Origin of the sequence: Massilia pseudoviolaceinigra, from assembly GCF_030846505.1 — a bacterium.
Lineage (GTDB): Bacteria > Pseudomonadota > Gammaproteobacteria > Burkholderiales > Burkholderiaceae_D > Telluria_A > Telluria_A violaceinigra.
In genome coordinates this window covers 181484-194999 of record NZ_JAVCWL010000001.1, presented here as the reverse complement: position 1 = coordinate 194999, position 13516 = coordinate 181484, and the positions used below count along the sequence as shown (strand labels likewise).

14 protein-coding genes are annotated in these 13516 nt (G+C 67.0%); 5 read left to right on the top strand and 9 right to left on the bottom strand.

The window, feature by feature from the left end:
* The first annotated feature begins 63 nt into the window (after positions 1-63).
* From RBA40_RS00955 to RBA40_RS00945, 3 genes are all read left to right on the top strand, one after another.
* Positions 64-1029 (top strand): GlxA family transcriptional regulator, encoded by a 966-nt coding sequence (locus tag RBA40_RS00955; RefSeq protein WP_306645187.1) that lies wholly within the window; start codon positions 64-66, stop codon positions 1027-1029.
* Positions 1030-1151: 122 nt separating this feature from the next.
* Positions 1152-1367, top strand: coding sequence for a hypothetical protein (locus RBA40_RS00950; protein ID WP_306645185.1), 216 nt, complete (start codon positions 1152-1154; stop codon positions 1365-1367).
* A gap of 285 nt (positions 1368-1652) precedes the next feature.
* Positions 1653-3017: a sigma-54-dependent transcriptional regulator gene (locus RBA40_RS00945; protein WP_306645183.1), complete on the top strand. Its 1365-nt coding sequence runs from the start codon at positions 1653-1655 to the stop codon at positions 3015-3017.
* A gap of 13 nt (positions 3018-3030) precedes the next feature.
* Here the strand turns inward: RBA40_RS00945 and RBA40_RS00940 are convergent, their stop codons facing one another.
* Genes RBA40_RS00940 through RBA40_RS00905 form a run of 8 tightly spaced genes read right to left on the bottom strand, consistent with a single transcriptional unit; the run spans position 3031 to position 11054 of the window.
* Entirely contained in the window at positions 3031-3756 is a 726-nt protein-coding gene (locus tag RBA40_RS00940) for an amidohydrolase family protein (protein WP_306645181.1), read from the bottom strand.
* A complete protein-coding gene (locus RBA40_RS00935; RefSeq protein WP_306645179.1) occupies positions 3753-4382 on the bottom strand; it encodes a hypothetical protein in 630 nt (209 codons plus the stop codon). The genes RBA40_RS00940 and RBA40_RS00935 overlap by 4 nt, the downstream gene beginning before the upstream one ends.
* Positions 4383-4418: 36 nt before the next feature.
* Positions 4419-5108 (bottom strand): GIY-YIG nuclease family protein, encoded by a 690-nt coding sequence (locus tag RBA40_RS00930; protein WP_306645177.1) that lies wholly within the window; start codon positions 5106-5108, stop codon positions 4419-4421.
* Positions 5092-6165 carry an aminotransferase class I/II-fold pyridoxal phosphate-dependent enzyme gene (locus RBA40_RS00925; RefSeq protein WP_306645175.1) on the bottom strand — a complete coding sequence of 358 codons (1074 nt, stop codon included), beginning with the start codon at positions 6163-6165 and terminating at the stop codon, positions 5092-5094. Before RBA40_RS00925 ends, RBA40_RS00930 begins: the two co-directional genes overlap by 17 nt.
* 13 nt (positions 6166-6178) lie before the next feature.
* A complete protein-coding gene (locus tag RBA40_RS00920; RefSeq protein ID WP_306645173.1) occupies positions 6179-8335 on the bottom strand; it encodes an MSCRAMM family protein in 2157 nt (718 codons plus the stop codon).
* A 10-nt stretch (positions 8336-8345) separates the two neighbouring features.
* Positions 8346-9665, bottom strand: a complete 1320-nt coding sequence (locus RBA40_RS00915; RefSeq protein ID WP_306645172.1) for a hypothetical protein — start codon at positions 9663-9665, stop codon at positions 8346-8348.
* 5 nt (positions 9666-9670) lie between these two features.
* Positions 9671-10393: a hypothetical protein gene (locus tag RBA40_RS00910; protein ID WP_306645170.1), complete on the bottom strand. Its 723-nt coding sequence runs from the start codon at positions 10391-10393 to the stop codon at positions 9671-9673.
* A gap of 58 nt (positions 10394-10451) precedes the next feature.
* Entirely contained in the window at positions 10452-11054 is a 603-nt protein-coding gene (locus RBA40_RS00905; RefSeq protein WP_306645169.1) for a hypothetical protein, read from the bottom strand.
* A gap of 317 nt (positions 11055-11371) precedes the next feature.
* On the opposite strand from RBA40_RS00905, the gene RBA40_RS00900 reads away from it, so the two are divergent.
* The gene (locus tag RBA40_RS00900; protein ID WP_306645168.1) at positions 11372-12172 is read left to right on the top strand and encodes an isocitrate lyase/PEP mutase family protein; all 801 of its coding nucleotides are present in this window, start codon (positions 11372-11374) and stop codon (positions 12170-12172) included.
* Positions 12173-12192: 20 nt separating this feature from the next.
* A complete protein-coding gene (locus RBA40_RS00895) occupies positions 12193-12432 on the top strand; it encodes a hypothetical protein (protein ID WP_306645166.1) in 240 nt (79 codons plus the stop codon).
* Positions 12433-12526: 94 nt separating this feature from the next.
* Here RBA40_RS00895 and RBA40_RS00890 read toward each other — a convergent pair whose 3' ends face one another.
* A complete protein-coding gene (locus RBA40_RS00890) occupies positions 12527-13399 on the bottom strand; it encodes a PEP-CTERM sorting domain-containing protein (RefSeq protein ID WP_306645165.1) in 873 nt (290 codons plus the stop codon).
* Positions 13400-13516 lie beyond the last annotated feature (117 nt).

Here is a 13516-nt window from a genome sequence, read left to right as displayed (position 1 = left end):
GTGGCGCCTTGCAGCTCGCCGGTGAAGAAGGATATTTGACATTTTTTATGTCAAAATGGACAAATGAAGATAATCACGGTTCTGGTGTTGGATGGCGTATTTGACAGCAGCCTGTCGATTACGCTCGATACCTTGCATGCGGCCCAGGCCATTCTTTCAGCGCGCGGCGGTGCACCGCAAGTGAAGGTCATGACCATCGCCGCGAAGACGTACATTACTACCGGCGCCGGATTGCGGATGAAGGCTGACCTCCAGTTCAAGACAGCAGAACAGGCGGTATCGGACTGGATCATTGTTCCAGGCCTTGGTTACCATTCGGATCAGGACCTTAGCGACTGTTTTGCGCGCGGCGATACCATGCAGGCGATGCGCTGGCTGGCCACGGCGGGAGCCGGCACGGCAAAGATTGCGGCATCATGCAGTGCGGCGTTTCTGCTGGCGCAAGCCGGTCTGCTCGACGGGCGCAAGGCAACCACGGCATGGTGGCTGGCCCAGGCATTTCGCGCGCGTTATCCAGCGGTGATTCTCGACGAAGCGCGCATCCTGGTGCGCGATGGACCGTGCCTGACCGCGGGCGCGGCCTTGTCGCAGCTCGATCTCATGCTGGCAATCGTGTCCGACGTAGCGGGGAAATCGGTGGCGCATTTGTGTTCGCGTTATTTGCTGATCGATCAGCGCTCGTCGCAGGCGCGTTACATGATGCGGGACCATCTGGAACATGAAGATAGGACGGTGATTGCGGCGGAGCGCTGGATCGATGCGCATCTGGCGCAGCCGATCACGGTAACCGCGCTGTCGTCCGAATTGGCGCTGTCGCCCAAGACGCTGGCGCGGCGTATTCAAGCGGCGACCGGCGTATCGCCGATCAAATTCATTCAGCAGCGGCGTTTGTCGCATGCGGCGCATTTGCTGGAAACGACGGCGCTCTCGATCGAGACGGTCGCGGCGCAGGTCGGCTATCAGGACAGTACAGCCTTGCGTAAATTGATCAAGCGCGAGTTTGGCGTGACACCGAGTACCTTGCGCTAACTCATCTTTGCCAAACGGCATCACAATCTTCATGTAAAACGTGCGCGAAAGGCACTGCCGCCGCCCCAACGCAGGCGGTTTTTTAATGCTGGCCATCAGTTTGGCATCCAGCAACGCCACTTATGCGCTCCCCACCAACCTGCCGGCCAGGTGCCGCGCATCGTTGGACTGCCTGCAATGCCTACGGCGCGCTGTACGACAACCTGGTCAGCAGCACCGATGGCCTCAGGAACAGCAAGGCACTGACGCTGGGCTCGACCGCGATGCAAACCGTGTATGCCGCCTGCAAGGCGGACAGCCAGGGTCCCGAGCAGGAACAGGCCATCCTGCTCAAGTAGGTGATTTTTCAGCTGCCAATGTAAGCGCTTACATCGGGAATGCAAAAACCACCCAGGCGCGGCCCCGGCGGTCTTTTGTCGTCCCGAATCGGACCGCGTGCCGGCGCGGCGCGCGGCATTTTTCGTGCCATGCACTGCACTTTTGCGCAACAAAATCAGTATTGATCTAGATCAAAGTTTGTGCAGATAGGAGCACGTATAGTGGTTTATGTCCATCCGGGCTCAATGAAAATTTGAGCCCTGTCAAATATTGTGCAACTTTCTTTGACCGGGAGAATGACGCGCATGCAAGCCCGACTGGCCCTCCCACTCTGGATCCAAGCGTTTGAACCGGTCAGTGCGGCACTGCGCGCCAAGGTAGCGGCAGCGCTGGAGCAGGCCGGGCTGCAGCCGGAAGTGCCCGGCGCCCTGCCGGCCGGCTTCGGCCTGGCCTTGATCGACGGCGTCGATAGCGCGGTGCTGGAGCGGGTGCGGACCCTGGCCGCCAGCGCCAGCGTGCTCGCCATCGCCGTCGGCTCGCGCGCGCCGGCCACGGCCGATATGTGGGCCCTGCTGGAAGCCGGCGCCTTCGACGTGCTCAGCTGGACCGACGCCAGCGGCGACGCCGCCCAGGTCCGGGCGCGCCTGGAGCGGCGCGACGCCCTGCAGCGCATGGCGGACTCGCCCGCCGTGTGCAACTGCCTGGTCGGCGTCAGCCCGGCCTGGCGCGCGCTGGTGCGCAGCGTGGTCGAAGTGGCCGCCTTCACCGAGTCGCCGGTGCTGATTACGGGTGAAACCGGCACCGGCAAGGACCAGATCGCGCAACTGATCCACCGCCTCGGCGGGCGCGGCGAGCTCACCGTGCTCGACTGCACCACCCTCACGCCCGAGCTGGCCGGCAGCGAACTGTTCGGCCACGAGCGCGGCGCCTTTACCGGCGCCGCCAACGCGCGCGACGGCGCCTTCGCGCTGGCCGACGGCGGCGTGCTGTTCCTCGACGAAGTGGGCGAGCTGCCCCTGCCGCTGCAGGCGCAATTGCTGCGCGTGCTGCAGGAAAACACCTATAAAAGGGTCGGCAGCAATACCTGGCAGCACTCGCGCTTCAGGCTGGTGTGCGCCACCAACCGCAGCCTGGAGGAGGACGTGGCGAACGGCCGCTTCCGGGCCGACCTGTACCACCGCATCGCCGCCTGGCGCTGCCGTACCCCGCCCCTGCGCGAACGCAGCGACGACGTGCTACCGCTGGCGCGCCACTTCCTGGCGCTGCTGGCCGGGCCGGGCGTGGTCTGCGAATTCGACGACGCCGTGCGCGAATACCTGCTGCTGCGCCAGTACCCCGGCAATGTGCGCGAACTGCGCCAGACCGTCTCGCGCCTGTGGTACCGCCACAGCGGCCCCGGGCCGATCACCATCGGCGACCTGGCGCCCGACGAGCGGCCCGCGCGCGGTGCCGTGGCCCCCTGCTGGCCCGATGTGCGCTTCGAGAGCGCGATCCGCGAGGCCATCGATCTGCGCATCGGCCTGGCGCGCATCAGCCAGGCCGCGGCCGACATCGCGATCCAGCTGGTGCTGGAACAGGAAGGCGACAATAACCAGCGCGCCGCGCTGCGCCTGGGCGTGACCGACCGCGCGCTGCAGATCAGGAGGAAGGCCTGGGCCGAGGCCCACTGACGCCAGACGCGCCTCAATGCCCGATCAGGCGCAGCAGGTTTTGGCCCAGCACCAGCGCCTCGTCGTCCGGCGCGAGGCCCAGCATGCCGATCTTGGCCAGTTCCACGCCCGGATGCAGCCACGGACCGTCGGAGCCGAACAGCAGCTTGTGCGCGCCGGCGCGCCGCACCGCCATCTCCAGCAGATCGAAGCGGCGCACGCCGGCGCTGTCGGCGTATATGTTGCGGTGCCGCGCAAGATGGTCGATCAGCGCCAGCTGCGCGCTCCAGTCGTCGGCAAAGCTGCCCAGGTGCGGCAGGATGAAGTTCACGTCCGGGAACTGGCCGGCCAGCAGTTCGGCCGCCGCCACCTCGCCTGTGACGTCGTACAGCACCGGCAGGCGGAAGAAGCGCGCCGTCTCGCACACCTCGCGCGAGATGCGCGCATCGTGCCGGTGCAGCTTGATGCCCACGAAGCCGTACTCCTCGACCGCGACGCGCACCATCGCGCGCACGCGCCCGCGGTCGCGTTGCGCATGCACGAAGGCGAAGCCGTAGAAGCGCCCCGGATCGGCGGCCACGATGCGCGCCACGCTGCGGTTGGCCTGCGCATAGTCGGAGTGAAACGCGGCCAGCAGCACCGTACGCGCGATGCCGGCCTGGCGCGCCCGCGCCAGGTAGCGTTCGAGGCCGGCGTCGCTGTCCCATGGGCCGGAAAAGCCGTCGCCCTCGCCCGCATGGCAGTGGCAGTCGATGATCATAAATCCAGCACGATCTGGCCGCCCCCCTGGCGCCGCCAGGTGCCGCTGTTGCCTGCGCGGGAAGGCGATGGCAGGCGCAATTGCGGCATGTGCGAGCGCAGCGCAGCATCGATTGCCTGGCGCGCGGCGCGCTGCGGGTCGGCGCCCTGCCCCGCCATGCCGGCCTGCTGCGCGGCGCTGCCGGCGATGCGCACGAAGCGGCGCGCCATTTCCAGCTCGCGCTCCTCGCCATCGAGGCCGGCCGTTTCCATCTCCAGCGCCTTGGCCAGGGCGCCGCCCAGCGCGCCGCCGATGGCTGTGCCCACGCCCGGAATCGGAATGAAGGAGCCGAGCGCCTTGCCCACGAACGGCAGCGCGGTCTTGGCCAGGCCCTTGAGCATTCCGCCGAGCGGCTTGGCGACCTTGCCGATGACCGAGCCGACCTTCTTCACGCCCTTCCAGATCCCCTTGAACATCTTGCCGAGGAACTGTTCGAGTTCTTCCTCGCTGGCGACGGACATCAATTCCATCGCCAGCGCGATTTCCTCCTGCTCCCCGAACGGACCGGGCGCTTCGAATTCGAGCATTTCCAGTTCGCTTTCCGCCGCCTGGCGGCATTTGGCGCAACCACATCCTGACTCTTGCATGATGATCTCCTTCGGTTGATGAAGCGTTTGCCAGCGTCAGCCCCAGAACTCGCCGAGCAGTTCGGCCTCCAGTTCGGTGCGCTGGTTGGTCAGCACCTGTTTATCCTTGCCGACTTTTTTGGTGTGGTCGGCCATTTTCGCGTGCAGGTCCTTCTCGATCTGGCGGCGCTGGGCATCCGACTTGTCGGAGACGGCCACGAACACCTTGTGTCCGGCCACGTCCAGTCCCATCATGGTGGCGCACAGCAGGTGCTGCTGGAGGCGGCGCCGCACGTTGTCGCTCTGGCCGCTGTAGGCACGCTTGCGTCCATCGGCATCGAACTCGATCAGGTACAGTCCCGCGACGCCGGGGCCCATGGTGCGCACGGCGTCGCGCAACAGGCCGAGCGGTTTGTACTTGGGCCGCTCCTTCGATGGCATCTGCCTCAGTGCCGGCTTGATGGTCTTGGGACCTTCATCCTGCGGCTCGTCCTGCGGTTCGTCATCCGGCGCGGCGGCGGGATATGGCGCCCGATACGGCTCCCGGTACGGTTCCCCGTACGGTTCCGGCCACGGCGCCAGCACCGGATAACGCCAGCCGCCGCCCCACGCCGGCCGGCGCGGCGCACGTGGCTTGGCCGGCCAGGTGCGCCCCGACGAGGGCCGTGGCGCGCGCGCCGCCCCGCCCCTGCGGCCACCGCGCTCTTCTTCCAGCTCGAAAGCCACCATTTCAAATTCCGTATTCATACTCCCTCCTTGTGTGTTCGACTGAACCCGTCTGCGCACGCAGGCAGGCCGCCAGCAGCGCCAGGGCGCGTTCGATGTCGCCCGGCGCATGGCGCGCCGTGACGATGAAACTGAGCGTGGCCCGCGTGCCCGCCCGCTGCAGCACCGCGTCCACGCCGGCGCGGCGCAGGCAGGCGTGCAGCGCCACGCCATTGGTGCGGCCATAGAGCGCCAGCGTCTGCACCGGAAAGGCGCTGGCGCGCAGTGCGATGCCATGCCTGGCCGCGCTGGCGCGCCACTGCGCCACGCGGCACCACAGGCGCTGCCGCAACTGGTCGCCGTGCGCGCGGTTGATGCGCAGTGCCGCCAGCGCGGCCCGGATCGACGCCACCGACGGCGGGCTGGAATGCACGCGCGCCTGGCTCGATTGCCCGAAGCCCCGCACCAGGTCCGCACTGGCGCACAGCACCGCCAGCGGCGCGCCGAACGCTTTTGAAAGCGAACTGCCGACCACCACGTGCGGCCCCTTGATGCCGTGCCGGCGCAGCGAACCGCCACCGCCCTCGCCGAACAGGCCGATGGCCTGGGTGTCGTCCAGCACCAGCCAGCCGCCCGCCTCGCGCGCCAGCGCCGCATAAGCTGCCAGCGGCGGCGCCTGGGCCGCGCCGGGCGAGTAGCCGTCGGCCAGGATCAGCGGACGCCTCCCCTGGCGGCGCGCCGCCTGCGCCAGCCCGCGCAGCGCGCCCACGTCGCCATGCGCGAACACCGTCAGCGGCGTGCCCTTGGCCGCCGCGCGTTCGGCGCCGGCGCGCGCGATCGGGTAGCTGGCGCCGTCGACCAGGATCGCCACCGGGGTCTGCGCCATCAGCTCGAACAGATCGCAGAACAGATGCAGGGTCGATGGCAGCAGGGTCGCCGCCTCGCAGCCGCACAGCAGCGCCAGCGCCGCCGCCAGTTGCGCCGCGCCCGGCGGCTCCGCGCTGGCCGCGGGCCGCCCCAGGGTCAGCGCATCCCACTCCCCCAGCCCGGTGCTGGGGTGGCGCAGGCCCAGGTACAGGGCATTGGCAAAGTCGAGCATGTCCCGGGCTGGCTCAAGCCATCCGCGCTTGCTGGTCGAGGCGCTTGCGCAGCAGGATCGAGGGCAAGGTGCCTTCGGCCTTGGCGTCGCGCGCATCATCCGTCAGGTCGACCCCAGTGGCGGCGCGGTAGGCGTGGATGTAGCCCTGGATTTGCGGGCGCCAGAAGCGCGCCCAGTTGAAGGCCTGGGTCGGCTCGTAGATATCGCTCCAGGCGCCGTAGCGCACCGACAGCAGCACCTGTTCGCCGAACATGGCCAGGCTGCGGAAGTGCATCACGCTGGTGTCGGACCATCCCTGCAGCTTCTTCATGGCGTCGACCCGGTCCATCCACGGTTCCGGATAAGCGACCATGACGCGGGTCGGGAGGAACTCGCGGAACTCGGGCCGCGCCAGCATCCACTGCTGCATCAGCATTTCGATGCGCGCCGTCGACGGCAGGTCGCCGAACTGGTTGTGCGCGCCCTGAGACAGGATCAGGTGCACTTCCTTGAGGCCATTCAAGACCGGGAAGGCGTCCGCCTTGACGGTGGTGTCGTCGTCCTGGCGGTAGAAGGAGGTGCACAGGCGCAGCAGGTAGTGGAACGCTTCCAGGAATTTCGAACGCGTGTCGGCCGGGCGGAAATGCTGGACCGCCTTGCCGTCGAGCCGCACGCCGTAGTGGTGGTCGTACTCGTAATTGCGCCGTACCACGGTGAGGCGATGTTGTTCGTCCTGCGTGTAACCCCAGATCAGGTTATTGAGCGGGCGCAGGGGATCGATTTCGAGATTCGCCAGCGGGTCGGCGCGGCCCAGTGCGCGCACGTTCTGGAAGCGCTGGGTGATCGCGTTCATGGTTTGCACCAGCATGCCCTCTTCGTGCCAGTAGGACCAGATCAGCTCCAGCAGGCAGGGGCTGGCCAGCTTTTGCTGGACGATGCCGAAGCACAGATCGGCCTCGCCCTCCTTCCCGCGCAGGAAGTTCATCGGTACGTCGGGCAGCTTGCGCCGGATGATCGCCAGGTACGGCAGCACCTTGGTGCCGTCGACCGTCTCTTCGAGATAATGAGCGTTGAAGGTGGTCTCCAGGTCGCGCGTGGCGGGGATGTCGCGCCGATCCAGGTAAGCCTGGTCCGCCGCCGGATTGAAATGCGCCGGCTGGCTGAGCACCCCGCAATTGACCATCACGAACGCTTCGGTGGCGACCTTCAGCACGCGGTAGGCTTCCGAATCGGTGAAGGGCAGCGCGCGGCGCTGGCGCAGCTGCTCGAATAGCTGGTTCTTGGCCTCGAAGCCGGGACCGCGGTTGGCCGGGGTGCAGAACAGCGCATCCATGAAGTTCAGGTAATTCGTAAACGACATCGCATCGGTACTGTTGCGGATCAGGGTCCACAGCGGCAGGTCGTCGGTCGGCTCGGTCTCGGTGCGCGTCATCGACACGCCGATGCTGCCCGAGATCGGGGTCGGCGTGCGCTCGTCGGCCACGAAACCCTGGCGGATGCCGATCAGGGCCGGCGGCGCCGTGTCCATGCTGACGCTGGGCGCCAGCGGAGCGGCCGCTGCGGCCGCTGCGGCCGCAGCGATGGGGCCGGGCGTACCGACCATGGCGACCGAGCGGCGCGCGAACCCCAGCACCGCCTCGAACTGCTGCGGCCCGGCATGGTGCACCACGCGCGAAAACTCGTAGGGATCATCCGGCCGCACGCTCCACCCTGGCGCGGGCGTGACCCGCACGTAGGGCTTGAGGGTGCTCTGGTTATCGCTGAAGCAGATTTTCGCCACCACCCGGTCCGACACGCGCGCCACGCTGCAGGTGTTGGCGTTGCAGTCGACCGTCTCGTATCGGAGTTCGGCGCGCAGTTCCAGCGCCAGCTGGAAGCAGACCACGGCGCGGCAGCCGCCATCGACCTGCACACAGCGCGGCGCCGTGTCCGGGTAGTGTTCGTACACCACCACGTAACTGCCCGGCGCCAGGTTGGCGACGGTGACCTCGCCGGCGCTGCCGGTGAGGGCGGTGGCCTCCAGCATGGCCGCCGACGGCGTCCAGCCCGACGCATCGAAACCGCTGGTGCCACCCGGGTGGCGGTAGATGCTGACCATCGCGTTCGATACCGGCGCGCCGGTCTGGGCCTCGTGCACGGTCACTTCGAGCGACCCCGCGCGGGCTTCCTTCACATTGTTCTTGCTGCTCATGTCATTCTCCTCAGTGGAAAGTCAAAGGTGCCCGGGGAAGCGCCGGCGCTCGCGCGTCCAGCGAGGCGCACAGGAAGCTCGTGTCGAGCGTGCTGCGCAGCGCCCAGTGCGTCAGCAGTTTGGCCAGCAGGACGTTTTCGTCTTCCGGCCCGACCATGCCATCGGCGCGCGCCTGGCCCAGCACCGCGAACACCAGCGATGGCGGGGCGCGGTACATCTGCGCGGGCGCGCCTTCCCAGCGCCGGTACAGGGCCGAGAGCGCGGCCGGCTGGCGCGCCGCCACGTCGAGCACCTCGGGCAGCGTCTTGCCGCGCAGCGCGGCCGGCCGGTGCCGCGTCAGCAGCGCCACGAAGGCCGGCATGCCGCGCCGCAGCCGCGCCAGGAGATCGACCGTTTCCGGCGCCAGCGTCGCGCTCGGGTAGTAGTCGTGCCACACATTGGCCAGGCGCTCCCATTGCGGATGCGGATATAGCGCCTGCCCCATCGCGCAGCTGAGCATCACGCGGATCCACGGAATCGGATGCGGGTCGTCGGGACTCAAGCGAAACACGAACACGCGCGGCAGGCTGACCACCCCGATCAGGCCCAGGGTCGAGACCACGCCGACCCGTGCCACCGACCAGAAATCGGCCACGATCTCGGAAATCCAGCGCTCCCACCACTGCCACACCTCGCGCTGGGCCGGGTCGCTTTGCTGCATCGCCTGCAATTCCGGGCGCAGCGAGTTGACCAGGTCGAGCAGGGCCGCGCCCTGGTGTCCGACTTCGTGGATCAGCGACGAGGCGATGCCGCTGCCGATCATGCGTTCGCGCGGCACCCGCACCACCGCCACCGGATTCTCGCCGCCGCCCGGCAGGCGGGTGCGCGCGCGCCGGATCGCCGCGCCCGGCCCGCGGTCGAGATAACAGACCACGGGCGGCAGGCGGTAATAGTCGCCCGGCAGGCTCAAGGCGTCGGCCGCGACCGCGTCCAGGCCTGACAGCCAGACCCCGTTTTCGTGCTCGCTGCGCTGGGTAATGACGTCGTTGAACAGGTCGAACTGGGTCAGCGTGGCATTGAACTTCAGGCGCAGGAAGGTGAAGCGGCGCTGCGCCTCGGCCGCGCTGGCGGTTTCGCGCGCACCGGCCAGCCAGTGCTGGAAGGCCGCCACTAGCGCCTGCAGCTCGCGCCGCCCCGTGACCAGGTAGCGCTCGAGCGCCGCCTGCGCCGTCGGCAGCAGCGCCGCCGCCGGTACCATGGGCTCGATCAGGGCAAAGGGGCGGACCCGCGCCAGCCTGGTTTGCAGGGAGCGCGCTTCCTGTTCGAGCAGCGACGCGGCATAGGGGCTCATGGCGGTCAGACGCCGTAGATGACGATCTTGTTGCCCTGGCGGCTCCAGCGTCCGCTGGCACCGCGTCCGCCACCGGCTCCCAGGCCACCACCGGACGACATGCCGGCACCACCCAGGCCCGCACCGCCGCCGCTGCATTTTGCGCAGCCGCCGCCGGCGGCGCCCCGTCCGAGCAGGCCTGGCGCATGCTGGCGCGCCGCGGCCGTTGCCGCATTCTGGGCGATCATGCGCGGGTCGCCCGAGCCAGGCGCCTGCGATGCCTTCTGCACCGTATCGGCGGCCAGGCGCACGAACTGGCGCGCGCCTTCGTACTCACGGTCTTCGCCGCTCATTTCGCCTTCCAGCCCGAGCGCGCCGCCGGCCGCCGATGCCAGGCCGCTGCCGATCTTGGCGCCCAGCGGGCCGCCGAAATAGCCGCCGATGGCGCCGCCGGCGAGGGGCAGCGCTTTTTTGGCCACGCCTTTGAGCACGCCGCCGACGGCCTGCCCGACCGGCGAGCGGATTACGCGGCCGGCGGTGGCGCCGACCTTGCGAATGAAGTCGCCCAGGAAGCGGTCAAGCTCCTCTTCATTGTTCACGTTCAGCAGCTCCTGTGCGAATTCGGCTTCCTGCTGTTCGTTCAGGCCCGATTCGCCGCTCCATTCTCCCTGGCCGAATTCGAACTGTTCGCCTTCATAGCTGGAGGTTTCCTGGCCATATTCCATTGTCGTGCGGTCGATGTCATGCATGATGCGCTCCCAAAGAAGAGTGAAACAACAAAATGCCCGGATGGACAATCCGTCCGGATCAGCAATCGTGAAGAACCAGCCGGCCTGCCTGGCGGGTCCAGCGTCCCTGTTGTGCCGGCTGCGCATGCACATGCGGCAGCAGGCCCGGGGCAATCTGGCGCGCGGCGGCCTGCACGGCGGCGCGCGCGGACTGCGGCGACGCGCTGCGCGCATTGCCGGCGTGGCGCGCGGCTTCGTCGGCCAGGCGCACCAGCTGGCGCGCCAGGACGAATTCCTTGTCCTCGGGGCTCAAGCCTTCGAGTTCGAGCCCGAACATGCGCGCACCGAGGTTGATGCTCACGGTCTTGGCGCTGGCACCATGCGGCAGGCGGCGCTGCGGCGTGAGGATCGGCTGCACGGCGCGCAGCAGTTCCGCCACCAGCAATGGGCCCATGGGCGAGCGGGCCACACGCGCACCGAGCACACCGGCGCCGGCGATGGCGCGGCGCAGCACGCGTTGCAGGTCGGCCGGCTGGTCCGCTTCGAGCAGTTCGGCGGCCAGCGCCAGGTCGGCGCTTTCGTCGGAAAGCGGGCCGGCCTCGAATTCCTGCGCCTGCGCGCGCGGCGCGGCGTTGGTGAAGATGTCGAAGACCGGACTGTATTCAAGCAGGCGACGGTTCACGGGCAGCCCCTCTGGTTAGTGGTGGATGCGCGTGGAAGAATGGTTGTTGCTGCTGCGCGTCCTGATCCATCTATTGCAAGGGCTGTGCCAGCGCGCGCACCGGGCAAACGGCCAGCCTGGCGGGGGCGGCGGCGAAATGCGTTTCGTGCAAGCCGTGGTCCGGGGCCGGCACGGCGAAATGCGTTTCGCAAGCGCCGCATGCCCCTTCCACCCGGGGGCATGCCGAACTATTTTTCGTGGAACCGGTATAGTGATATCAATAGCGCAACAGGCGTTTTGTGCTTGCGCCCCGGTTTGACGTTCACGAAGGAGAAACGATGCAAGTCCGTAATGATGTTCTGTTTCACGCCCTGCACGCCGATGGCCTGCTGATGCTGTCCAATTGCGGGGATGCCGGCAGCGCGCGCATTGCCGCGGCGGCAGGCTCGAAGGCGCTGGCCACGAGCAGCGCCGCCGTCGCCTGGTCGCACGGCTTCGCCGATGGCAGCACCTTGCCGCGCAATCTGCTGATGGCGTCCGTCAAGGCGATTCTGCGGGTCAGTTCCCTTCCGCTGACGGTCGATGCGGAGGATGGCTACAGCGCCGATCCGGCCGAGGCGGCGGCGCTGGTGGGCGAGCTGATCGATGCGGGTGTGGTCGGCATCAATATCGAAGATGGCGGCGGCACGCCGGCGCTGCTGGCGGAAAAGATCAGGGCAATCCGGGCAGTTGCCGACGCGCGCGGCGTGAACCTGTTCATCAATGCGCGCACCGATGTCTATTTGCGTGGGGTGGATGCGAGCCTGCGCGTGCAGGAAGTCCTTGCCCGCGCCGCCCTATACGAAGCGGCCGGCGCCAGCGGCCTGTTCGTGCCCGGCATTACGTCCGAGGATGACATCGCGGCCGTGGTCAAGGCAACGCCTCTGCCGCTCAATGTGATGGTGCGCGATGGCGTGCCGGCGCCGGCACGCCTGGCACAACTGGGCGCGCGCCGCCTGAGCGCCGGCTCGGCCATCTCCGAGGCAATGTTCGGCTGCATCGATAGCCTGACCCGCCAATTCCTCGACAGCGGCAAGGTCGCTGCCGCGCCGTATGCGCCACTCGGCTATTCAGCGCTGAACCGGCTGATGACGCAGTAAGGCCAGCCTGGAACGCCGACTTGCCGAAGCGCGCCACGCCCCGATTCAGGCCGGGCGGTTCCAGGACTGAGGGTGTGCCGGCGCCGGCGCGGCTGGTGCAACCGGGCGCGCGCCGGCTAAGGGCCGGCTCGGCTATCTCGGAGGTGATGTTCGGATGCGCCGATACGCTGACCCGGCAATTCCTCGACAGCGGCAAAGTCAACGAAGCGGGGTTTGCGCGGATGGCTTATACGGCGCTCAATCGCCTCATGAGCCAGTAAAGCGCGCGCCGTAGCTGGCCACGCAAGCGCACTACGCGGGAGCGCCCGAGCGGCCCGCGCCGGGGCTGGCTGAGAAAGAAACAGGGCTTCCCGATCAGCCCGGTTCGCGCCCGCCGTGCGCCTGCAGCGCCGCCCGACGTTGCCGCCTGCGCGCCGTGGCGCCGAGTACGAGCAAGCCCATGCCAAGCATGGCATAGGTCTCGGGCTCGGGAACCGCCGGGATCTCATGCCCGATTGCGCCCATATTCACCGAGTCGGAGATGAAAGCGTAATACTGTATCGTTTCTGCCCAGGGGTTATTGTTGGTATAAGCCAGATCGAATTGGCCGCTCTTGCTCTGGTTGCCGGAAGAATCGAACACCTCTTGCGATGCGCGATACTCGTCGTTGAAGGTATTGGTAGGTACCCCGTTATCATTGAAGCTCCACTGGTTGAGCGACATGCCGGCACTTGCTATTGCCGTCGAATATGCCATGTGGGAGCCGGTGCGCTCGATCGACAGCATGTACGTCCCGGTCAGGTGCACTTTCGTGAACGGCAAAATCGTCAGAGAGAAAAACTGATTGCTGTGGCCGTTGGCGTTTGTTGCCGACGTACCATGCTTGGCGATGCTCAGTGTCGTGTCGCTGGCAAACAGACCGAGGTCGGGCCCGTAGCTTTGCTTCGTATGATTCGTGCCGCTCTGGAACGACAGCGTATCGGCGAGCCCCACGCCTCCTTTGCGGTCGGAGTCAAAGAAATGCTGGTTAGAAAATGAAGCGAATACCTCATAGTGTACCGCTCCTTTGGTGAAACCGGCTGCGCGACCGTCGTTCGGCGTCAGGTCGATGACCGTGATGGCGACCGGCGACGTCTCGCTACGGACCCGATAACCGGCGTCAGCCGATGCGTTGAAACCGACCAAGGCCAGACTTGCGCCCAACACTACTGCGCTCAGTGAACCAGGATTGAATTGACGGGGAAACATACATCCTCTAGGAAAGTTAAATACAAGAGAAATTATATTTTAATTAATCTTAAATTGAGCTCAGTGTTACAAATTAAGTCACATTCAGGCCGCGCTGGAGATTGATCCGCAGGATGA

What these genes read in the sequence shown, in the direction of transcription:
- RBA40_RS00955 (WP_306645187.1), top strand. Translation starts at nt 64, where the DNA reads ATGAAGATAATCACGGTTCTGGTGTTGGATGGCGTATTTGACAGCAGC.
- RBA40_RS00950 (WP_306645185.1), top strand. Translation starts at nt 1,152, where the DNA reads ATGCGCTCCCCACCAACCTGCCGGCCAGGTGCCGCGCATCGTTGGACT.
- RBA40_RS00945 (WP_306645183.1), top strand. Translation starts at nt 1,653, where the DNA reads ATGCAAGCCCGACTGGCCCTCCCACTCTGGATCCAAGCGTTTGAACCG.
- RBA40_RS00940 (WP_306645181.1), bottom strand. Translation starts at nt 3,756, where the DNA reads ATGATCATCGACTGCCACTGCCATGCGGGCGAGGGCGACGGCTTTTCC.
- RBA40_RS00935 (WP_306645179.1), bottom strand. Translation starts at nt 4,382, where the DNA reads ATGCAAGAGTCAGGATGTGGTTGCGCCAAATGCCGCCAGGCGGCGGAA.
- RBA40_RS00930 (WP_306645177.1), bottom strand. Translation starts at nt 5,108, where the DNA reads ATGAATACGGAATTTGAAATGGTGGCTTTCGAGCTGGAAGAAGAGCGC.
- RBA40_RS00925 (WP_306645175.1), bottom strand. Translation starts at nt 6,165, where the DNA reads ATGCTCGACTTTGCCAATGCCCTGTACCTGGGCCTGCGCCACCCCAGC.
- RBA40_RS00920 (WP_306645173.1), bottom strand. Translation starts at nt 8,335, where the DNA reads ATGAGCAGCAAGAACAATGTGAAGGAAGCCCGCGCGGGGTCGCTCGAA.
- RBA40_RS00915 (WP_306645172.1), bottom strand. Translation starts at nt 9,665, where the DNA reads ATGAGCCCCTATGCCGCGTCGCTGCTCGAACAGGAAGCGCGCTCCCTG.
- RBA40_RS00910 (WP_306645170.1), bottom strand. Translation starts at nt 10,393, where the DNA reads ATGCATGACATCGACCGCACGACAATGGAATATGGCCAGGAAACCTCC.
- RBA40_RS00900 (WP_306645168.1), top strand. Translation starts at nt 11,372, where the DNA reads ATGCAAGTCCGTAATGATGTTCTGTTTCACGCCCTGCACGCCGATGGC.
- RBA40_RS00890 (WP_306645165.1), bottom strand. Translation starts at nt 13,399, where the DNA reads ATGTTTCCCCGTCAATTCAATCCTGGTTCACTGAGCGCAGTAGTGTTG.